General features: G+C 57.5%; 17 protein-coding genes. 16 read left to right on the forward strand and 1 reads right to left on the reverse strand.

Features of this window, described 5'->3' with window-relative positions:
* The first annotated feature begins 377 nt into the window (after positions 1–377).
* The 5 genes from ribF to ispH are packed head-to-tail and all read left to right on the forward strand — an operon-like array spanning position 378 to position 6,085.
* Entirely contained in the window at positions 378–1,316 is a 939-nt protein-coding gene (ribF, locus tag TAN611_RS03500) for a bifunctional riboflavin kinase/FAD synthetase (protein WP_105229715.1), read from the forward strand.
* Between the two features lie 40 nt (positions 1,317–1,356).
* A complete protein-coding gene (ileS, locus tag TAN611_RS03505; protein ID WP_105229716.1) occupies positions 1,357–4,173 on the forward strand; it encodes an isoleucine--tRNA ligase in 2,817 nt (938 codons plus the stop codon).
* A complete protein-coding gene (gene lspA, locus TAN611_RS03510; RefSeq protein ID WP_054305905.1) occupies positions 4,173–4,679 on the forward strand; it encodes a signal peptidase II in 507 nt (168 codons plus the stop codon). Before ileS ends, lspA begins: the two co-directional genes overlap by 1 nt.
* 1 nt (position 4,680) lies before the next feature.
* A complete protein-coding gene (gene fkpB, locus TAN611_RS03515; RefSeq protein ID WP_105229717.1) occupies positions 4,681–5,151 on the forward strand; it encodes an FKBP-type peptidyl-prolyl cis-trans isomerase in 471 nt (156 codons plus the stop codon).
* Positions 5,132–6,085, forward strand: coding sequence for a 4-hydroxy-3-methylbut-2-enyl diphosphate reductase (gene ispH, locus TAN611_RS03520; RefSeq protein WP_105229718.1), 954 nt, complete (start codon positions 5,132–5,134; stop codon positions 6,083–6,085). The genes fkpB and ispH overlap by 20 nt, the downstream gene beginning before the upstream one ends.
* Positions 6,086–6,133: 48 nt before the next feature.
* Here ispH and TAN611_RS03525 read toward each other — a convergent pair whose 3' ends face one another.
* The gene (locus TAN611_RS03525) at positions 6,134–7,030 is read right to left on the reverse strand and encodes an AraC family transcriptional regulator (protein WP_111737746.1); all 897 of its coding nucleotides are present in this window, start codon (positions 7,028–7,030) and stop codon (positions 6,134–6,136) included.
* Positions 7,031–7,252: 222 nt separating this feature from the next.
* Here TAN611_RS03525 and TAN611_RS03530 point away from each other — a divergent pair, with 222 nt between their 5' ends.
* The 11 genes from TAN611_RS03530 to TAN611_RS03580 all read left to right on the forward strand — a co-directional run bounded on the left by TAN611_RS03530 (position 7,253) and on the right by TAN611_RS03580 (position 22,497).
* The gene (locus TAN611_RS03530; RefSeq protein WP_105229720.1) at positions 7,253–8,560 is read left to right on the forward strand and encodes an alpha-glucosidase/alpha-galactosidase; all 1,308 of its coding nucleotides are present in this window, start codon (positions 7,253–7,255) and stop codon (positions 8,558–8,560) included.
* A 76-nt stretch (positions 8,561–8,636) separates the two neighbouring features.
* Positions 8,637–9,899 (forward strand): MFS transporter, encoded by a 1,263-nt coding sequence (locus TAN611_RS03535; RefSeq protein WP_105229721.1) that lies wholly within the window; start codon positions 8,637–8,639, stop codon positions 9,897–9,899.
* Between the two features lie 153 nt (positions 9,900–10,052).
* Positions 10,053–10,874, forward strand: coding sequence for a 4-hydroxy-tetrahydrodipicolinate reductase (dapB, locus tag TAN611_RS03540; protein WP_105229722.1), 822 nt, complete (start codon positions 10,053–10,055; stop codon positions 10,872–10,874).
* A 469-nt stretch (positions 10,875–11,343) separates the two neighbouring features.
* On the forward strand, positions 11,344–12,492 hold the full coding sequence (carA, locus tag TAN611_RS03545; RefSeq protein WP_111737745.1) for a glutamine-hydrolyzing carbamoyl-phosphate synthase small subunit: 1,149 nt from the start codon (positions 11,344–11,346) through the stop codon (positions 12,490–12,492).
* A gap of 18 nt (positions 12,493–12,510) precedes the next feature.
* On the forward strand, positions 12,511–15,735 hold the full coding sequence (gene carB, locus TAN611_RS03550; RefSeq protein WP_105229724.1) for a carbamoyl-phosphate synthase large subunit: 3,225 nt from the start codon (positions 12,511–12,513) through the stop codon (positions 15,733–15,735).
* 188 nt (positions 15,736–15,923) lie between these two features.
* The gene (kefF, locus tag TAN611_RS03555; RefSeq protein ID WP_111737744.1) at positions 15,924–16,478 is read left to right on the forward strand and encodes a glutathione-regulated potassium-efflux system oxidoreductase KefF; all 555 of its coding nucleotides are present in this window, start codon (positions 15,924–15,926) and stop codon (positions 16,476–16,478) included.
* A complete protein-coding gene (gene kefC / locus TAN611_RS03560; RefSeq protein WP_105229726.1) occupies positions 16,471–18,324 on the forward strand; it encodes a glutathione-regulated potassium-efflux system protein KefC in 1,854 nt (617 codons plus the stop codon). The genes kefF and kefC overlap by 8 nt, the downstream gene beginning before the upstream one ends.
* 402 nt (positions 18,325–18,726) lie before the next feature.
* Positions 18,727–20,151 (forward strand): lipase, encoded by a 1,425-nt coding sequence (locus tag TAN611_RS03565; RefSeq protein WP_203067299.1) that lies wholly within the window; start codon positions 18,727–18,729, stop codon positions 20,149–20,151.
* A 71-nt stretch (positions 20,152–20,222) separates the two neighbouring features.
* Positions 20,223–20,912 (forward strand): ankyrin repeat domain-containing protein, encoded by a 690-nt coding sequence (locus TAN611_RS03570; protein WP_105233208.1) that lies wholly within the window; start codon positions 20,223–20,225, stop codon positions 20,910–20,912.
* 110 nt (positions 20,913–21,022) lie between these two features.
* The gene (locus TAN611_RS03575; protein ID WP_232251625.1) at positions 21,023–21,706 is read left to right on the forward strand and encodes an ankyrin repeat domain-containing protein; all 684 of its coding nucleotides are present in this window, start codon (positions 21,023–21,025) and stop codon (positions 21,704–21,706) included.
* Between the two features lie 110 nt (positions 21,707–21,816).
* Entirely contained in the window at positions 21,817–22,497 is a 681-nt protein-coding gene (locus TAN611_RS03580; protein WP_238404505.1) for an ankyrin repeat domain-containing protein, read from the forward strand.
* Positions 22,498–22,506 lie beyond the last annotated feature (9 nt).

Below are 22,506 nucleotides of genomic sequence, written 5' to 3' on the forward strand. Positions count from 1 at the left end.
TATATTCTATTGAGGACAATTCAAAGGCCGAGGAATATGCCCTTTTAGCCTTCGTTTGTCAATGGATTTGTGCAAATAAGCGCCGTTTGTACGGTCGGCACTCGCTACGTTGTGATGGCGCAGGATTTTACCAGCTTCGGTCATGGGAATACAGTGTTTCGCGATAAAATTCGCCCGCTTTTACGCCATGGCGACGACAAGGCGACGCGTGCCCGGCTGTGGGCGCTTCTCTTTGCCGGATAAACTGCGCTTTAGGCGTTTCTCCCGCCGACGATCTTCGGTATGGTGTGACTATTACATCCAAGGAAGCAATCGCGGGTTAACCTTAACCGCTGTACAAGGTATAATCCGCCGATTTCCACTGTTTTGAGCCAGCTATGGAGCTAATTCGCGGCATTCACAACATTCGGGCGCGCCACCATGGTTGCGTGCTCACCATCGGCAATTTTGACGGCGTGCATCGCGGTCACAAGGCGCTGTTGGAGCAGCTAAAGCAAGAAGGCAAACGCCTTGGGCTGCCGGTGATCGTCATGATTTTTGAGCCGCAGCCGCTGGAGCTGTTTGCGGCGGACAAGGCACCGGCCCGCCTGACGCGCTTGCGCGACAAGGCGAAGTATCTGGCGCAGGCCGGGGTTGATTACCTGCTGTGCGTCAAGTTCGATCCGCGTTTTGCCGCCAATACCGCACAGTCCTTTGTTGCCGAGCTGCTGGTGCAAAAACTGGGGGTGAAGTTCCTGATGGTAGGGGACGATTTTCGCTTTGGCGCCAACCGCCTCGGCGATTTCCCGCTATTGCAGAAAGCCGGTGCGGAATACGGTTTTGAGGTGGTCAGCACCCCGACCTTCCGTGAAAGCGGGCAGCGCATCAGCAGCACGGCGATCCGCAATGCGCTGCGTGATGATGACCTGCCGCTGGCGGAAACGCTGCTGGGCCATCCTTACAGCATTTCCGGGCGCGTGGTGCACGGCGATGAGCTGGGGCGCACCATCGGCTTCCCGACCGCCAATCTGCCGCTGAAGCGGCTGGTTGCGCCGGTGAAAGGCGTGTATGCCGTCGAGGTATACGGCCTTGGCCCGCAACCGTTGCCGGGCGTCGCCAATATCGGCACGCGCCCGACCGTCGCCGGCGTGCGCCAGCAGCTGGAAGTCCATCTGCTGGACGTCACAATGGATCTTTATGGGCGCCATATTGACGTGGTGCTCCGCGCAAAACTGCGCAATGAACAGCGTTTTGCTTCGCTCGACGCGCTGAAGCAGCAAATCGCCAATGATGTGGTGAGCGCCCGGGAATTCTTCGGGCCAAAGACACTGGTTTAATCGCTCTACCTAAATAGCCGAAAACGGAAACGAGAATCTCATGAGTGACTATAAGAACACCCTGAACCTGCCGGAAACAGGGTTCCCGATGCGCGGCGATCTCGCCAAGCGCGAACCTGGCATGCTGCAACGTTGGTATGAACAGGATCTGTACGGGATTATTCGTGCTGCCAAAAAGGGCAAAAAAACCTTTATTTTGCATGACGGCCCTCCGTATGCGAACGGCAACATTCACATTGGTCACTCGGTTAACAAGATTCTCAAAGACATTATTATCAAGTCGAAAGGGATGGCCGGTTACGACTCGCCGTATGTGCCGGGCTGGGACTGCCACGGTCTGCCGATCGAACTGAAAGTCGAGCAGCTGTACGGCAAGCCGGGCGAAAAGCTGAGCGCCGCCGAGTTCCGTCAGAAGTGCCGTGAATACGCCAAAGAGCAGGTTGAAGGCCAGAAGAAGGACTTTATCCGCCTGGGCGTGCTGGGCGACTGGGATCGTCCGTACCTGACGATGGACTTTAAAACCGAAGCCAACATCATTCGTGCGCTGGGTAAAATCATCGACAACGGCCACCTGCTGAAGGGCGCCAAGCCGGTTCACTGGTGTACCGACTGCGGTTCTTCCCTGGCGGAAGCGGAAGTCGAGTATTACGACAAAACCTCGCCGTCGATCGACGTGGCCTTCCACGCCAGCGATGCGGCGGCGGTGGCGGCCAAGTTCGGCGTCAGCAACTTCAGCGGCGCGATTTCGCTGGTGATCTGGACCACCACGCCGTGGACTCTGCCGGCCAACCGGGCGATCTCGCTGAACCCGGAATTCACCTACCAATTGGTGCAGGTTGACGGCCAGAGCCTGATTCTGGCCGAAGATCTGGTGAGCAGCGTGATGAAACGCGCCGGCATCACCGACTGGACGGTGCTGGGCAGTTGCCAGGGCGCCGATCTGGAGCTGCTGCGTTTCCAGCATCCGTTTATGGGCTTCGACGTGCCGGCGATCATGGGCGACCATGTGACGTTGGACGCAGGTACCGGCGCGGTGCATACCGCCGGCGGCCACGGCCCGGACGACTTCGTCATCAGCCAGAAATACGGTTTGGAGATCGCCAACCCGGTCGGCCCGAACGGCTGCTACCTGACCGGCACCCATCCGCAACTGGACGGCAAATTTGTCTTCAAGGCCAACGATCTGATCGTGGAAATGCTGCGCGAGCAAGGCGCGCTGCTGCATGTGGAAAAACTGCAGCACAGCTATCCGTGCTGCTGGCGTCACAAAACGCCGATCATCTTCCGCGCCACGCCGCAGTGGTTTATCAGCATGGATCAGAAAGGTCTGCGTCAGCAGTCGCTGGAAGAGATCAAAGGCGTGAAGTGGATCCCGGACTGGGGCCAGGCGCGTATCGAAACCATGGTCGCCAACCGTCCTGACTGGTGTATTTCGCGTCAGCGCACCTGGGGCGTACCGATGTCGCTGTTCGTGCATAAAGAGACCGAGCAGCTGCACCCGCGCAGCGTTGAGCTGATGGAAGAGGTCGCCAAGCGCGTGGAGCAGGACGGCATCCAGGCGTGGTGGGATCTGAACCCGGCGGACATCCTCGGCGCAGATGCCGACAACTACATGAAAGTGCCGGACACGCTGGACGTCTGGTTCGACTCCGGCTCGACCCATGCGTCAGTGGTTGACGTGCGTCCTGAATTCCAGGGCCACGGCGCGGATATGTATCTGGAAGGTTCCGACCAACACCGCGGCTGGTTTATGTCATCGTTGATGATCTCCACCGCGATGAAGGGCAAGGCGCCGTACAAAGAGGTGCTGACCCACGGCTTCACCGTTGACGGTCAGGGCCGCAAGATGTCCAAGTCGATCGGCAACACCGTCAGTCCGCAGGACGTGATGAACAAGCTGGGCGGCGATATTCTGCGCCTGTGGGTGGCTTCCACCGACTACACCGGCGAGATTGCGGTGTCTGATGAAATCCTCAAGCGCGCCGCCGACTCTTATCGTCGTATTCGTAACACCGCACGCTTCCTGCTGGCGAACCTGAGCGGTTTCGACCCGAGCACCGACTGTCTGGATCCGGAAGACATGGTGGTGCTGGATCGCTGGGCGGTCGGCCGCGCGATGGCGGCGCAAAAAGACATTGAGCACGCCTACGCCAACTACGACTTCCACGAAGTGGTGCAGCGTCTGATGCAGTTCTGCTCGGTTGAGATGGGCTCCTTCTATCTGGACATCATCAAAGACCGCCAGTACACCGCCAAGAGCGACAGCAACGCGCGCCGCAGCTGCCAGACCGCGCTGTTCCACATTGCGGAAGCGCTGGTGCGCTGGATGGCGCCGATCATGTCGTTCACCGCCGATGAAATCTGGGGCTTCCTGCCGGGCGATCGCGCGCAGTTCGTCTTTACCGAAGAGTGGTACGACGGCCTGTTCCGTCTGGCCGAAGGCGAAAGCATGAACGACGAGTTCTGGGCCGAGCTGCTGAAAGTGCGCGGCGAAGTCAACAAGGTGCTGGAGCAGGCGCGTGCCGACAAACGTCTGGGCGGTTCGCTGGAAGCGTCCGTCACGCTGTACGCCGACGATGCGCTGGCCGCACACCTGAACAACCTGCAGGATGAGCTGCGTTTCGTACTGCTGACCTCCGGCGCGCGCGTCGCGTCGCTGGCGGATGCGCCGGCGGATGCGCAGCAGAGCGAACAGCTGAAGGGGCTGAAAATCGCCTTTGAAAGCGCTGAAGGTGAAAAATGTCCGCGCTGCTGGCATTACACCACGGATATCGGCAAGGTGGCGGAGCATGCAGATCTTTGCGGCCGCTGTGTGAGCAACGTAGCCGGCGACGGCGAAAAACGTAAATTTGCCTGATGAGTAAACCGATCTGTTCGACCGGCCTGCGTTGGCTGTGGTTAGTGGTTGTGGTGCTGGCGTTGGATTTTGTCAGCAAGCAGTGGATTCTGAGCCATTTCGCGCTGGGCCAGTCCCAGCCGTTGGTGCCGTTCTTCAACCTGTACTACGCGCGTAACTATGGCGCGGCGTTCAGCTTCCTGGCCGACCACGGCGGCTGGCAGCGCTGGTTCTTCGCCGGCATTGCCGTCGCCATCGTGGCGGTGCTGCTGGTGATGATGTACCGCAGCCAGGCGCAGCAAAAGCTGAACAACATTGCCTATGCGTTTATTATCGGCGGCGCGCTGGGCAACCTGTTTGACCGCCTGTGGCACGGCTTTGTGGTCGACTTTATCGATTTCTACGTCGGCAACTGGCATTACCCGACCTTCAATCTCGCAGACAGCTTTATCTGCGTGGGGGCGGCGATGATCGTACTGGAAGGCTTCTTGCCTTCCGGCAAGCGTGCAACGAGTAAAGGTGAGTAACATGACGGTCCAGGTACAACCCAACAGCGCAGTGCTGGTGCATTTCACGCTGAAACTGGAAGATGGTTCAACGGCGGAATCCACCCGCGGCAACGGCAAACCGGCGCTGTTCCGCCTTGGCGACGGCAGCCTGTCTGCGCCGCTGGAGCAACAGCTGCTCGGCCTGGCTGCCGGCGACAAGTGCGCCTTTACGCTGCAGCCGGAAGACGCGTTCGGCGCCAACAACCCGGATCTTATCCAGTTCTTCCTGCGTCGTGACTTTGCCGAAACCGGCGTGCCTGAAGTCGGCACCATCATGCTGTTCACCTCGATGGACGGCAAAGAGATGCCGGGCGTGGTGCGCGAAGTGGCTGAAGAGTCGGTCACCGTTGATTTTAACCATCCACTGGCGGGACACCCGATCACCTTCGACATTGAGGTGCTGGAGATCGATCCGCAGCAGGAGGAGACGCATGCAAATACTGCTGGCTAACCCGCGCGGTTTCTGTGCCGGAGTCGATCGCGCAATCAGCATCGTTGAACGTGCGCTTGAGATTTACGGCGCGCCGATCTACGTGCGTCACGAAGTGGTGCATAACCGCTATGTGGTCGACAGCCTGCGCGCGCGCGGCGCGGTGTTTATCGAAGAGATTGCGGAAGTGCCGGACGGTTCGATCCTGATCTTCTCGGCGCACGGCGTTTCTCAGGCGGTGCGCGCCGAAGCCAAGGCGCGCGATCTGACCATGCTGTTTGACGCCACCTGTCCGCTGGTGACCAAGGTGCATATGGAAGTGGCGCGCGCCAGCCGCAAAGGCGTTGAAGCGATTCTGATCGGCCACGCGGGCCACCCGGAAGTGGAAGGCACCATGGGCCAGTACAGCAACCCGGAAGGGGGAATGTATCTGGTCGAATCGCCGGACGATGTGTGGCAGCTACAGGTCAAGAACGAAGAAAACCTGTGCTTTATGACGCAGACCACGCTGTCGGTGGATGATACCTCGGACGTGATCGACGCTCTGCGTCAGCGCTTCCCGAAAATCATCGGGCCGCGTAAGGACGATATTTGCTACGCCACCACCAACCGTCAGGAAGCGGTGCGTAATCTGGCCGGCGATGCGGACGTGGTGCTGGTGGTGGGGTCGAAAAACTCCTCTAACTCCAACCGTCTGGCGGAGCTGGCGCAGCGCGTCGGTAAGCCGGCTTACCTGATTGATTCAGCGATGGATATTCAGGAGCAGTGGCTGAAGGACGCCAGCAATATCGGCGTAACCGCCGGCGCCTCGGCGCCGGACGTGCTGGTGCAGGAAGTGATCGGCCGGCTGAAGGCCCTGGGCGGAAAGAACGTGCAGGAAATCAGCGGCCGTGAAGAAAATATCGTGTTCGAAGTGCCGAAAGAGCTGCGGGTCGATATCAAGCAGGTCGATTAAGACAGAGAAATGCAGTAACAGCGGGGAGCCATGGCTCCCCGTTTTTTTTCAGCGCCGCTGCTGCGCGATGTCGGTATCGACACTGGCCGTTGCCATCAGGCGTGGCTCAATGCTGGATGTGAGGTCGCCTTCACCGCTGCGCCAGGCGCTGGGGGAGACGCCGTAAAACTGGCGGAACGCCTTGCAGAAGTGCAGCTGATTGTCATACCCCACCGACAGCGCCACTACCTTAATCGCCGCGCTGCCGTGACGCAGCAGGCTGGCGGCGACGTTCATGCGCACCTGCAGCAGATACTCTTTCGGCCCCAGGCCAAACTCCGCTTTAAACAGACGGCTCAGATAGCTGCGGTTAAGGTTGCAGTAAGCCGCCAGCTGGCCGATAGAGAGCGGTTCGTGGTAGCGGCTTTCCAGGTATTTCACCGCCTTGCTGAGGTGGCGGGTTTTTTCCGCCGGCGCGGCCGGCTGTTCCCGCTGTGCATTGGCGATCAGCGCAGCGAAGAACTGGTAGCTTAAGCCAATGATTTTCAGCCAGGCGTCGTTTTGCTCATGGGCGACGATCTCCGCCAGACAGCGCCGTTCTTCGGCTTCCGGCCGGTAGTGCTGGGGCCGATAGACCGGCATCTGGCGGCTGAGACGGCACTGTTGGAAAATGGTTGCGGCCATCAGGCCGTCGACCTCAATCCACATGTAATGCCAGGGATCCTGCCGGTCCGCGCAATAGGTGGTGACATCGTGGGGGTAGATCAGAAAGCCTTCGCCGGGGCGAATAGTAAACTCGCCGCTGTCGGTGTACAGCGTCCCGCTGCCGGATATCACATAATGAAATAGGTAATGCTGACGCACCGCCGGGCCGAAACGATGGCCGGGCGCGCAATCCTCATGGCCGAACTGAAACACGTTCAGTTCGATACCGGAGGTGTTGGTCAGGGTAAAGCTCTTGTGCATCGCTGCCTACCGCCATTTTTCGCACCGTTTGGCCATAAGATAGCAGCCGAGCTGAATCTGCAACGCCAGCGGAGGCGTGGAGTAGGAGCCAGCTCACACTTTTTTTTTACCGTCGTTTTTACCCATAATGAGGTCACATTTCTACATATACAGTCCGGCGCGCAGCCACTACTTTCACTACAGACCTATCGTTAACCCAGTTCAGGCATGTGGAGAAACAGTATGATCAAAGTGACGTTTATGGGCGCAGGCAGCACAATTTTCGCGAAGAATGTGTTGGGCGACATTATGTGTACGCCGGCGCTGCGGGAAGTGGATATCGCGCTGTACGATATTGACAGCAACCGTCTGAACGAGTCGCTGGCGATGCTGAATAATATCAATCAGAACGTCAACGACGGCAAGGCGATCATTACCCCGTATCTGGGGGAGGAGAACCGCCGCGCGGCGCTGCAGGGCGCTAACTATGTGGTGAACGCCATTCAGGTTGGCGGCTACGATCCGTGCACCATCACCGACTTTGAAATCGCGAAAAAATTCGGCCTGCGGCAGACCATCGCCGATACGCTGGGGATTGGCGGCATTTTCCGCGCGCTGCGCACCATTCCGGTACTGTTCTCTTTCGCCCGCGATATGGAAGAGGTGTGCCCGGACGCCTGGCTGCTGAACTACACCAACCCGATGGCCTCGCTGACCGGCGCCATGCTGCGCCATACCGGCGTGAAAACCGTCGGCCTGTGCCACAGCGTGCAGGTGTGCGCCGACACATTGCTGAAAAGCGTCGATATGCCGACCGACGACGTGCAGTTCCATATCGCCGGCATCAACCATATGGCCTGGCTGCTGGATATCCGTCGTCACGGGCAGGATCTCTACCCGGAAATCAAACGGCGCGCTGCGGCGCTGCAGGGCAAACATGACGATATGGTGCGCCATGAAATCATGAAAACCTTCGGCTATTACGTCACCGAGTCTTCGGAGCATAACGCCGAATATATGCCGTACTGGATCAAGCGCAACTACCCGGAGCTGATCGAACGGTTCAATATTCCGCTGGATGAGTATCCGCGCCGTTGTGTTGAACAGATTGCCCAGTGGGAACAGCAGAAGCAGGAACTGACCCACGACGCGCATCTTACCCATACGCGTACGCACGAATACGCCTCTTACATTATCGAAGCCATGGAGACCGACCGTCCGTACAAAATCGGCGGCAACGTGCTCAACACGGGTCTTATCACCAACCTGCCGAACGAAGCCTGCGTCGAGGTGCCTTGTCTGGTAGACGGTCAGGGCATTACGCCGTGCTACGTGGGGAACCTGCCGGAGCAGCTGGCGGCGCTCAACCGTACCAACATCAATACGCAGCTGCTGACCATTGAGGCGGCGGTGACTCACAAACGCGAGGCGATCTACCATGCTGCGCTGCTCGATCCGCATACCTCGGCGGAACTGTCTATCGACGATATCCGCCAGCTGTGCGACGCCCTGATCGAGGCGCACGGAAACTGGCTGCCGGCCTACCACTAATTTATCCCGAGCATCACTTCCACCAATAACATCCCGGGCGCGCGCGTCACGCCCGGGTACAAAGGGATGGCGAGCTATGTTTTATCTAAAAAACAAGAATTTCTGGATATTCAGCGGCTTTTGCTTCTTCTACTTTTTTATTTTGGGTTCTATCCTGCCTTTTTTCCCGCTCTGGCTGCATGACGTCAACCAGCTCGATCAGCGACAGACCGGCATTGTGTTCTCCTTTATGGCGTTCTTTGCGCTGGTGTGCCAGCCGGTGTTCGGCTTTATTACCGACCGCTTCGGCCTGAAGAAACATCTGTTGTGGTTGATCATCGTACTGCTGATGTTTTTGGCGCCGCTGTTTATCTACGTGATCTCGCCACTGCTGCAGAGCCATTTTATCGTCGGCGCGCTGCTGTGCGGCCTCTATCTGGGGCTGGTGGCCAGCGGCGGCTCGCCGGCGATCGAAGCCTATGTGGAAAAGGTCAGCCGGCGCAGCCAGTTTGAATACGGGCGGGTGCGGCTGTTCGGCTGTATCGGCTGGGCGATTTGCGCCTCAATCGTCGGCTACACCTTCACCATTAATAATCAGTTTTCGCTGTGGCTGGCTTCCGGCTGCACGCTGATTCTGGCGCTGCTGCTGTGCCTGTTCCGGCCGGAAAAAAGCGGCACGGTCGCGGTGGCGGAAGGGTTGGCGCTGAACAAGAACCCGGTCAGCCTGCGTTCGGCGTTGCGGCTGCTGCGGATGCGCAAGTTCTGGTTCCTGGTGATGTATATCGTCGGCGTCGCCTGCGTGTATGACGTGTTCGATCAGCAGTTCGCCAACTTCTTCACCTCTTTCTTCCGCGACCGCCACAGTGGTACGCAGGCATTTGGCTATGTCACCACGCTGGGCGAATTCCTCAATGCCTTCATTATGTTTTTTGCACCGCTGATCATTAACCGTATCGGCGGCAAGAATGCGCTGTTGATCGCCGGGGCAATCATGTCGCTGCGCATTATCGGCTCTTCATTTGCCGATTCGGTGACGGCGGTGATCGTGCTCAAGACGCTGCATATGTTTGAAGTGCCGTTCCTGCTGGTGGGCATTTTCAAATACATCACCACCCAGTTTGACGTGAAGCTGTCCGCGTCGATCTACCTGTTCGGCTTCTGCTTTTTCAAACAGTTTTCCGCCATCGGTATGTCCTATGCGGCGGGGATGATGTATGTGGCGTACGGCTTTAAAACCGCCTACCTGATGCTCGGCTGCATTGCGCTGCTGTTTACCGTGATTGCCGCCTTCACCCTGAGCGGCAGCCCGCTAACGGCGCGGGCGGGTAAACCGCTGGTGGCACCGTCGCAAACTGCATGATTATGTAGCCGTGGGGATATAGCGTTACTGATAACCCCCCGGCGATATCATAAATTTCTTATCATGATGGAAATCCTCTGGCGATGAACCGGCGGGGCGGTTAACCTGATCCGATAGCCTGGGATAGGCATTTCATTGATAAGAGAGCGAAGTATGACTGATTCACAGATCCGCATGGCGGTTGTGGGCGCCGGCGGCCGTATGGGGCGTCAATTGATTCAGGCGGTGCAGCAGGCGCAGGGCGTGGTGCTCGGGGCGGCGCTGGAACGCGCCGGCTCCTCGTTAGTCGGGGCGGATGCGGGCGAACTGGCCGGCGTCGGCGCGCTTGGCGTTATCGTTAACGACGATCTGGCCAAGGTGGCGGATGACTTTGATGTGCTGATCGACTTTACCCGTCCGGAAGGCACGTTGGCGCATCTGGCGTTTTGCGTTTCCCACCATAAGGCGATGGTGATTGGCACCACCGGTTTTGACGATGCCGGCAAGGCGGCCATTAACGCCGCTGCGCAGCAGATCGGTATTGTGTTCGCCGCCAACTTCAGCGTCGGGGTCAACGTGGTGCTGAAGCTGCTGGAAAAAGCCGCCAAAGTGATGGGCGACTATACCGATATTGAAATTGTTGAAGCTCACCACCGCCACAAGGTGGATGCGCCGTCCGGCACCGCGCTGGCGATGGGCGAAGCGATTGCCGATGCGCTGGGGCGCGACCTGAAGCAGTGCGCCGTCTATGCGCGCGAAGGCCACACCGGCGAGCGCGATCCGCAGAGTATTGGCTTCGCCACCATTCGTGCCGGCGATATCGTCGGTGAACATACCGCGATGTTTGCCGATATCGGCGAGCGGGTTGAGATCACACATAAGGCCTCCAGTCGGATGACCTTTGCCAATGGCGCCGTTCGCGCGGCGGTTTGGCTGTCTGAGCGTGATAATGGGCTGTTTGATATGCGAGATGTGCTGGGATTAGACCAGTTGTAATGGTTTTTATATCCGTGTGATGTGGTTATATTGATCGTATGGCTATGATACTGGGACAATATTTTTATTGTCCTTTTTTTTAACATGATAAATATGGTGTTGGTTGTATTTTTGCATCATCATTACTATTTATGTGAGTTTGTTCCTTTAAAACCTCCCTTTTCTTCACTGTTAAACGATTAAAGCCTGTTTTTAGCGTATTAAATCGCCCGTTTTACCACATCCTATCTAGCAACCGTTTACTCGCTCGGGTTTAGCTGTGTTTTTGTGGCTGTGAAGCCTATTAAACCGCGTAGTCAGTAAAAATAAGTGAAAAAATGGCGCTTTAAGTAGACAAACGGGGTGCCCATCATTAAAATGCGCCCAATTTGCCAAAAATTAGCCTTGAGGGCGGTTTTTGCATTGATTTAGATCGCGATATCTGAATTAATATGCAAATATTGTGATTTATTATTCCTCGGAGGGTGTTTTGATTAAGTCAGCGCTATTGGTTCTGGAAGACGGAACCCAATTCCACGGTCGGGCCATTGGGGCAGAGGGTACGGCAGTGGGGGAAGTGGTCTTCAATACGTCGATGACCGGTTATCAAGAAATCCTCACTGATCCTTCCTATTCCCGCCAGATCGTTACTCTTACTTATCCTCATATCGGCAATGTCGGCACCAATGCTTCCGACGCAGAATCCTCCGCTATTCACGCTCAAGGCCTGGTCATTCGCGACCTTCCGCTGATTGCCAGCAACTACCGCAGTGAAGAAAACCTGTCCGACTACCTCAAGCGCAACAATATTGTGGCGATTGCCGATATCGATACCCGCAAGCTGACGCGTCTGCTGCGTGAGAAAGGCGCGCAGAACGGCTGCATCATCGCCGGCGACGCGCCGGATGCCGCGCTGGCGCTGGAGAAGGCCAAAGCCTTCCCGGGCCTGAAAGGCATGGACCTGGCAAAAGAAGTGACGACGCAGGAAGCCTACGGCTGGCGTCAGGGCAGTTGGACGCTGGCCGGCGAGCTGCCGGAAGCCAAAGCGGAATCCGAGCTGCCGTTCCACGTGGTGGCCTATGATTTCGGTGCGAAGCGCAACATCCTGCGCATGCTGGTCGATCGCGGCTGCCGCCTGACGGTGGTGCCGGCGCAGACCCCGGCGGATGAGGTGCTGAAAATGAATCCGGACGGCATCTTCCTGTCCAACGGCCCGGGTGACCCGGAGCCGTGCGACTACGCGATTGCCGCCATTCAGCAGTTCCTGACCACCGACATCCCGCTGTTCGGCATCTGCCTGGGCCACCAACTGCTGGCGCTGGCCAGCGGCGCGCAGACGGTGAAAATGAAGCTCGGCCACCACGGCGGCAACCATCCGGTGAAGGATCTGGACAACAATACGGTGATGATCACCGCGCAGAACCACGGTTTTGCGGTGGATGAGAACAACCTGCCGGCCAACCTGCGCGTGACGCACAAGTCGCTGTTCGACCACACGGTGCAGGGCATTCACCGCACCGACAAAGCGGCGTTCAGCTTCCAGGGCCACCCGGAAGCCAGCCCTGGCCCGCACGATGCCGCGCCGCTGTTCGATCACTTTATCGAACTGATTGAGTCTCACCGTTCCAACGCTAAATAATCAGGAGCCATAACAACCATGCCAAAACGTACTGATATAAAAAGCATCCTGATCCTCGGCGCTGGCCCGATCGTTATCGGCCAGGCCTGTGAATTTGACTACTCCGGCGCGCAGGCGTGTAAGGCGCTGCGCGAAGAGGGTTACCGCGTTATTCTGGTGAACTCCAACCCGGCGACCATCATGACCGACCCGGAAATGGCCGATGCGACCTACATTGAGCCGATCCACTGGGAAGTGGTGCGTAAAATCATCGAAAAAGAGCGCCCGGATGCGGTGCTGCCGACCATGGGCGGCCAGACTGCACTGAACTGCGCGCTTGAGCTGGAGCGTCAGGGCGTGCTGGAAGAGTTCGGCGTGACGATGATCGGCGCGACCGCCGATGCGATCGACAAGGCTGAAGACCGCCGCCGTTTTGACGTGGCGATGAAGAAAATCGGCCTGGACACCGCACGTTCCGGCATTGCGCACACCATGGAAGAAGCGCTGGCGGTAGCCGCCGATGTCGGCTTCCCGTGCATTATCCGTCCGTCCTTCACCATGGGCGGCACCGGTGGCGGCATCGCCTATAACCGCGAAGAGTTTGAAGAAATCTGCGAGCGCGGCCTGGATCTGTCGCCAACCAACGAGCTGCTGATTGATGAATCGCTGATCGGTTGGAAAGAGTACGAGATGGAAGTGGTGCGTGATAAGAACGACAACTGCATCATCGTCTGCTCGATTGAAAACTTCGACGCTATGGGCATCCACACCGGCGACTCGATTACCGTCGCGCCGGCGCAGACCCTGACCGACAAAGAGTATCAAATCATGCGTAACGCCTCGATGGCGGTACTGCGTGAAATCGGCGTGGAAACCGGCGGTTCTAACGTGCAGTTTGCGGTGAACCCGAAAACCGGTCGCCTGATCGTCATCGAAATGAACCCGCGCGTATCGCGCTCCTCGGCGCTGGCGTCGAAGGCCACCGGCTTCCCGATCGCCAAGATCGCCGCCAAGCTGGCGGTGGGTTATACGCTGGATGAGCTGATGAACGACATCACCGGCGGCCGTACTCCGGCGTCGTTTGAGCCGTCCATCGACTACGTGGTGACCAAAATCCCTCGCTTCAACTTTGAGAAATTCGCCGGCGCCAATGACCGCCTGACGACGCAGATGAAGTCGGTCGGCGAAGTGATGGCGATTGGTCGCACCCAGCAGGAGTCGATGCAGAAAGCGCTGCGCGGCCTGGAAGTGGGCGCCACCGGGTTTGACCCGAAAGTGAGCCTGGACGACCCGGAAGCGCTGACCAAGATCCGCCGCGAGCTGAAAGACGCCGGCCCGGATCGCATCTGGTATATCGCCGACGCGTTCCGCGCCGGGCTGTCGGTGGACGGGGTGTTCAACCTGACCAATATCGACCGCTGGTTCCTGGTGCAGATTGAAGAGCTGGTGCGCCTGGAAGAAGAGGTGGCGACGAGCGGCATCAACGGCCTGACGGCGGAATTCCTGCGCACCCTGAAGCGCAAAGGCTTTGCCGACGCGCGTCTGGCAAAACTGGCCGGCGTGACCGAAGGCGCGGTGCGCAAACTGCGTCAGGGCTATGGTCTGCATCCGGTGTACAAACGCGTGGATACCTGCGCGGCGGAATTCTCCACCGATACCGCCTATATGTACTCCACCTATGAAGAAGAGTGCGAATCCAACCCGAACAGCGACCGGCCGAAGGTGATGGTGCTGGGCGGCGGGCCGAACCGTATCGGTCAGGGCATTGAATTCGACTACTGCTGCGTACACGCCTCGCTGGCGCTGCGCGAAGACGGCTACGAGACCATTATGGTCAACTGTAACCCGGAAACCGTGTCGACCGACTACGACACCTCCGACCGTCTGTACTTCGAACCGGTGACGCTGGAAGACGTGCTGGAAATCGTGCGTATCGAACAGCCGAAAGGGGTGATTGTTCAGTACGGCGGCCAGACGCCGCTGAAACTGGCGCGCGATCTGGAAGCGGCCGGCGTGCCGATTATCGGCACCAGCCCGGACGCCATCGATCGCGCGGAAGACCGCGAGCGCTTCCAGCAGGCGGTTAACCGTCTGAGCCTGAAGCAGCCGGCCAACGCCACGGTAACGGCGATTGAGCAGGCGGTAGAGAAAGCGGCGGGCATCGGTTATCCGCTGGTGGTGCGTCCGTCTTACGTGCTGGGCGGCCGTGCGATGGAAATCGTCTATGACGAAACCGACCTGCGCCGCTACTTCCAGACCGCGGTCAGCGTGTCCAACGATGCGCCGGTGCTGCTGGATCGCTTCCTGGACGACGCGGTTGAAGTCGACGTCGACGCGATTTGCGACGGCGAGCGCGTGCTGATTGGCGGCATCATGGAGCATATCGAACAGGCCGGCGTACACTCCGGCGACTCCGCCTGTTCACTGCCGGCCTACACCCTGAGCAAAGACATTCAGGACGTGATGCGTCAGCAGGTGGAAAAACTGGCGTTTGAGCTGCAGGTGCGCGGCCTGATGAACGTCCAGTTTGCGGTGAAGGACAACGAGGTCTACCTGATTGAAGTCAACCCGCGCGCCGCGCGTACCGTGCCGTTTGTCTCCAAAGCCACCGGCGTGCCGCTGGCGAAAGTGGCGGCGCGCGTGATGGCGGGCAAAACGCTGGCCGAGCAGGGCGTGACGGAAGAGGTGATTCCACCGTACTACTCGGTGAAAGAAGTGGTGCTGCCGTTCAACAAATTCCCGGGCGTCGACCCGATTCTGGGGCCGGAAATGCGCTCTACCGGGGAAGTGATGGGCGTTGGCCGCACCTTTGCTGAAGCCTTCTCCAAGGCGATGCTGGGCAGCAACTCCGGCATGCGCAAGCAGGGCCGGGCGCTGCTGTCGGTGCGTGAAGGCGACAAGGCGCGGGTGGTCGATCTGGCCGCCAGCCTGCTGAAGCAGGGCTTCGAGCTGGATGCGACCCACGGCACCGCGGTGGTGCTGGGCGAAGCGGGCATCAACCCGCGCCTGGTCAACAAGGTGCACGAAGGCCGTCCGCACATTCAGGACCGTATCAAGAATGGCGAGTACACCTACATCGTGAACACCACCGCCGGCCGCCAGGCGATTGAGGACTCCAAGCTGATTCGCCGCAGCGCGCTGCAGTATAAAGTGCATTACGACACCACGCTGAACGGCGGCTTTGCCACCGCGATGGCGCTGAAGGCCGATCCGACCGAACAGGTCACCTCGGTTCAGGAGATGCACGCGCGCATCGGCAAATAAGCCCCGCGCCCGTACCGTTGTTCAAGGCCCTGCATGCAGGGCCTTTTTTTATACCTTACCCCCGCGCAAAGTCATTCAGCTTGCTTGTTGATGCAGGTTAAAAATTTCCGCTATCAATCAATTTGCCCGCTGTCATGCTAGACGGCTGGTATATGCTTGATGTATTGGCAAGGAACGACGAGATAAACATGATTCTAATAATCTACGCACACCCTTATCCCCGGCACTCGCACGCCAACCAACGGCTGCTGCAGGCGGTGAAAGATATTCCCGAGGTGGAAGTCCGCTCGCTGTATGAGCTATATCCCGATTTCAGCATCGATATCCATGCGGAACAGCAGGCGCTGGAACGCGCCGATATGGTGGTGCTGCAGCATCCGATGCAGTGGTACGGCCTGCCGCCGCTGCTGAAGCTGTGGATCGACAAGGTGCTGGAGCACGGCTGGGCCTACGGCCACGACGGCAACGCGCTGGTAGGGAAAGACTGCCTGTGGGCGGTGACCAGCGGCGGCGACCGCCACCACTTCGAGCTGGGCGACTACCCGGAGTTTGCCGTGCTGGCGCAGCCGCTGCAGGCGACGGCGCTGTACTGCGGCATGCGCTGGCAGCCCTACTTTGCGCTGCATAATACCTTCACCTGTAACGAAACGGCGCTGCTGGCGGCGGGAGAGGCCTACCGGCAGCGGCTGATTGATTACCTACTGGCGCAGCAACCGCAAACGCAGGAGAACCAACATGGATAATCACGGCATGATGATCGAAGGGCTGATCTATCTGGGATCGGCCGGTCTGCTGGTGCCGATTGCGGTGCGTCTGGGGTTGGGATCGGTGCTGGGCTACCTGATCGCCGGCTGTATCATCGGGCCGTGGGGGCTGAAACTGGTGTCCGACGCCGAATCGATCCTGACCTTTGCGGAAATCGGCGTGGTGCTGATGCTGTTCGTCATCGGTCTGGAACTGGACCCGAAACGGCTGTGGACGCTGCGCGCTTCGGTATTCGGCGGCGGCGGCATGCAGATGGCCGGCTGTGGCCTGGTGCTCAGTGCCTTTTGCTACTTCCTCGGGCTGAACTGGCAGGTGGCGCTGCTGATTGGCCTGACGCTGGCGCTCTCTTCCACCGCTATCGCCATGCAGGCGATGAATGAACGTAATCTGACTTCGTCACCGACCGGACGCAGCGCGTTCGCGGTGCTGTTGTTTCAGGATATCGCCGCGATTCCGCTGGTGGCGATGATCCCGCTGCTGGCCAACAGCGGCGCCTCGACGTCGCTCGGCGCCTTTGCCATTTCCGCCGCCAAGGTGGTGGGCGCGCTGACGCTGGTGGTGCTGCTCGGCCGCTATGTGACGCGGCCGCTGCTGCACTTTGTCGCCCGCTCCGGCATGCGCGAAGTCTTCAGCGCCGTCGCGCTGTTTCTGGTATTCGGTTTCGGCATTCTGCTGGAAATGGCCGGCCTGTCGATGGCGATGGGCGCGTTTCTGGCCGGCGTGCTGCTGGCCAGCTCGGAATACCGTCATGCGCTGGAAAGCGATATTCAGCCGTTTAAGGGGCTGCTGCTGGGGCTGTTCTTTATCGGCGTCGGCATGTCGATCGATTTTGGCACGCTGTTCAGCCACCCGCTGCTGATTGCCACGCTGCTGCTCGGTTTTATGCTGCTGAAGGCGGCCATGCTGTGGCTGTTGGCGCCGCTGCTGGGGGTGCCAAAGCGCCAGCGCGGGCTGTTTGCCATTTTGCTGGGGCAGGGCAGTGAGTTCGCCTTTGTGGTGTTTGGCGCGGCGCAGACGGCCGGCGTCTTGCCGCAGGAATGGGCCAAATCGCTGACGCTGGCGGTGGCGCTGTCCATGGCCGTGACGCCGCTGCTGCTGGTGCTGGCATCCCGGCTGGAGAAGCGTGCGCCGCAGGATGATCGTCCGGCGGATGTGATCGACGAAGAGAACGCCAGCGTGATCGTCGCCGGTTTCGGCCGCTTCGGCCAGATCGCCGGCCGTATGCTGCTGGCCAACGGCGTGCGCACCGTGGTGCTGGATCACGATCCGGATCATATCGAAACCTTGCGCAAGTTTGGCACCAAAGTGTTTTATGGCGACGCTACCCGCGCCGACTTGCTGGAGGCCGCCGGTGCGGAAAAGGCGCAGGTGCTGATTAACGCCATTGACGACGTTGAGGCCAACCTGCAACTGACCGAACTGGCCAGACGCCACTTCCCGCACCTGAAGGTGGTGGCGCGCGCCCGCGACGTTGACCACTGGTATCAGCTGCGGCGCCTCGGGGTGGAGAAACCGGAGCGCGAAACCTTTGAAAGCTCGCTGCGTATCGGCCGTGAAGCGCTGGAGCTGCTGGGGATGGACGCCTACGAGGCACGGGAAAAGGCGGATATCTTCCGTTGCTATAACCATAAGATGCTGGAAAGCACGGTGGAGCATTACGAGGATACCGAGTTCCGTATCGCCAGCCTGCAGCGCGCGAAAGAGATGCTCAGCAACGCCATTGAGCAGGACCGCTCACGCCTGTCGCGGGAACAGGAGACCGGCTGGCGCGGCAGTATTGACGGTAAAGCACCGGAAGATGAGGTTGTGGAAGCCAAAGGATAATGATTATGCCCCTCTCTTATTCGGAGAGGGGCTATGCGTATAAATAAAGCCAAGCGCTAATGCTTTATTATTAACGGAACGATTAACGAATAATAACCACGCTGGAAATAGAAAAGATATTTTATTAACGGTTTTATTTAATTGCCCCATTAATTAATTGGCTTTTGGGGTGGTTTATTTGGGTGTTCGAGTAACGTGTTCCAGTAATTAATCCGGTTTTTTTGTCTTTTGTAGATAAAAATGTATGGCAATACCTTTCGGGTGGTGTAATATCGTAAAAAATGAGTGACGGACAGTCTGTAAGGTTATTTCCCTCAGGGAATAATCGCGTCGCCGCTTATTTTTAACTTAATAAATTAAATCTACATATCAATTTTATATATTTAGCACAGGATGGCGCTAATGAGATTGATTACTCTATCAACGGAAGATCTCGAACCTTACCAGTTTTCCCGCATTTTTAACCCTAACTCGGCGCGTTATGCGCTGGAGGCTAAATACCTGTTCGGGGCGTCAGCGCTGCCTTCGATCTGCCGTCGCTACCCGGTCTCCCGCTGTGAGATTTCCGGCGTGGGCGTGTCGCAGTACCGGGAAGACCGACAGGTTAAGCAGCAGGTGCTGGCCGAGTTGAACAGCGGTCAGCTGCTTGCCATCGATGACGACTGCTTTGGCTGGTCGCCGGTGCGCCACCTGTTCTTTATCGATCAGGCTGGCCGGCTGACGCTCTATCCTGCCATTCTGCCGCCGCTCTATCTGACGCAGCAGATAATCCGCCGCTATGAGGCGATGGTTGCCCGCTATTGCACCCGTCCGGCGCCAACGGTGCTGCCGCCCAGCTACCGGCCGCAGCAGAAAGCGCCGGTTGCCGTAGCGGCGGCCACGGCGGTGGCGGTACGCCGGGATCCGCTGGCCGCAATGCGTGCGATGAGCAAGCGCGAACGCTGGCAGGCCCGGCAAAACCTGATTGGCCGTGGCCAGCGCAGCATCTACCCCGATGCGCGCATCGCCGCGACGCGTCTGGGCGAGAACAATATTGCCGTTGAAAAGGCCAGGCTGGCGCAAAATGTGTATGGCATTGATGGACGGCCGATTAACGCGTTGGAAACGATGCCGAACGTGCCCGAAGGGTGGCGCGATATTAGTAATGATGACAAAGCGCTACAAAAGCTGGGTTTAAAATCCACTATGTTATATAGCAGTGTAAATGATCCTGATTTTTTCTCCCGAGTATATGCCCCAGATAAATCGGTATTTGGTAATGAGATGGCACCGACCGTGGTATTCAGAGGTACACGGATGGAGAATATAACGGACTGGCTGAACAATGGTCAGCAAGGAATGGGTGTTCATTCAAGCTATTATGAAAAATCGGTTTTTATCGGTAGTAAGTTAGAGGATTTCTCTGGTCAGGTAGATATTGCCGGACATTCACTAGGCGGCGGCCTTGCTTCTGCGGCGGCGATTGCCAGCGGTAAACCTGCCTGGACGTTTAATGCCGCAGGACTCAATGCCGGCACGGTGGGAAAGTATGGCGGGGCTGCGATCGGCGACGGCTCAAAAATTGCTGCCTACCGGGTGCGGGGCGAGGTGCTGACGCGCTTGCAGGAGTTCCACCTGTTAGAGGATTTAAAGAGCGTTTATTACAACATTCCGCTGCTGATGGTGAAACATCAGCTCTCTGCGCTATTGCCCAGCGCGGCGGGCAACGCGAAGTGGCTGCCGGGCGGGGAGGGCGGCACCGTTGATAAACACGGTATGCAGCAGGTGATCGACAGCCTGGAGCTACAGAAAGAGGCAGATATGACCACCATTACCAGCAGGTTATAGCCGTGCGAATACGATGGATCGGTGTTGTCATGATGGTGTTTGGCATGATTTGGCTGGCAGGATGCAATGGCATGAAAAAAATTGAACCTGAAGACTACTTTACCGGCCAACAGCTGATATTGGCCAAGGCTATTGAGGCGGGGGACCTGGGCAGGGTAAAACAACTGGCGCCGGAAACAGATTTAAACACCCCGGGTGAACAGGATTTAACCTTATTATTCTTCGCCTTGAATGAGACGTACTACAATAATAATCCCAAACCACGTTTGCAAATTGTGACCGCGCTGGTCAAAGCAGGGGCTGATCCTTTGCAACCACTCCCCAGAGGGATGGCCAGCCCGGCGGAAATGGTCTCAATGGGGGATAAGGATATCTGGCTAAAGGCATTGCTAGATGGTGGCTTGGATCCGGATGCCAGAGACCGAAATCATAATGAAGCGATTATCTATAGCGCACTGAAAGCCAGGAATACGGATACGCTAGCATTATTGACCATGCGCGGTGCTGATGTTGATGCCAATGACATTTTAGGCCAGACGCCGTTAGTGGAAGCTTTTTTCAGCAACCGTTTTGAACACGCTATTTATTTGCTGGATCACGGTGCCAACCCGAATCCGGTAGACAAAAAAGGACGAGGATTTACTGCATTGGTACAAAGACGCCTCAATAGTACCCGGCCGGAAACTGAATACCACCAGAACTGTCTGCGGCTGCGCGACAAGCTGATCGCGTTGGGCGTAAAGTGGCCGCCGGAGGCGTAACGGTGGCGATGGACTGGCCAGCATTAGGCAAAGGGACGATCATGCGTAACCGATGGATAAGTATCGCCGTTGTTTTTTGGGGACTAATCTTGCTGGCAGGATGCAACGGCATGAAGAAAATTGAACCGGAAGACTACTTTACCGGCCAACAGCTGATATTGGCCAAGGCCATTGAGGCGGGTGACCTGGAGAGGGTAAAACAGCTGGCGCCGGAAACGGATCTGAATACCCCCGGCGAGCAGAAATTAACCCCGCTGTTTTTCGCCATCAACGAGGCAATGTATAACGATAATCCGGGCAATCGACTAGAAATTATTACGGTGCTGGTCAGTGCTGGTGCGGATCCTTTACCGAGGGGGATGGGGGACAAACCGGCTTTATGGATGGCTAAGGCCAGTAAGGATATCTGGCTTAAGGCAATGCTGGACGGTGGTCTATCTCCGAACGCCAGAGATAAGGACACTGACTATCCCATGATCTATGAAACTATGTATGCCAAGACTACCGATACGTTAGCATTATTAATTATGCGCGGGGCTGATGTTGATACCCGTAATTCTTTAGGTGAAACGCCATTAACGGTAGCTTTTTTCAGCAGTAAATTTGAGCACGCCAATTATTTACTGGACCACGGCGCTGATCCAAATCCGGTAACTAAGAAGGGATGGGTATTCGCTTCGCTGGTGCAAGACGGCATCAAAGACAGCCGGCCGGAAACTGAATACCACCAGAACTGTTTGCGGCTGCGCGACAAGATGATCGCGCTGGGCGTAAAGTGGCCGCCGGAGGCGTAACGGTGGCGATGGACTGGCCAGCATTAGGCAAAGGGACGATCATGCGTAACCGATGGATAAGTATCGCCGTTGTTTTTTGGGGGCTAATCTTGCTGGCAGGATGCAACGGCATGAAAAAAATTGAACCTGAAGACTACTTTACCGGCCAACAGCTGATATTGGCCAAGGCCATTGAGGCTGGCGACCTAGAGAGGGTAAAACAGCTGGCACCGGAAACGGATCTGAATACCCCCGGCGAGCAGAAATTAACCCCGCTGTTTTTCGCCATCAACGAGGCAATGTATAACGATAATCCGGCCAATCGACTGGAAATTATTACGGCGCTGGTCAGTGCTGGTGCGGACCCTTTACCGAAGGGAAGATACAAGCCTGCTGTATGGATGGCCAAGGGCGATAAGGATATCTGGCTGAAGGCTATGCTGGACGGTGGTCTATCTCCGGATGCTAGAAATAAGGACAATGATGATCCCATAATCTATGAAACTATGTATGCCAAGACTACCGATACGTTGGCATTATTAGTTGTGCGCGGTGCCGATGTTGATGCGCGAGATTCTTTAGGTGAAACACCGTTAATGGCAGCTTTTTACAGCAATAGCTTTGAGCACGCTAATTATTTGTTGGACCACGGTGCTGATCCTAACCCGGTAAATAAGAAGGGGTGGGTATTTGCTTCACTGGTGCAAAAGCGCCTTAATAAAAGCCAGCCAGATACTGAATACCACCAGAAGTGTCAGCAGCTGCGCGACAAGATGATTGCGCTGGGGGTGAAGTGGCCGCCGGAGGCGTAACGCGCGCGA

Origin of the sequence: Serratia sp. Tan611 (assembly GCF_905188235.1) — a bacterium.
Lineage (GTDB): Bacteria > Pseudomonadota > Gammaproteobacteria > Enterobacterales > Enterobacteriaceae > Serratia_B > Serratia_B rhizosphaerae.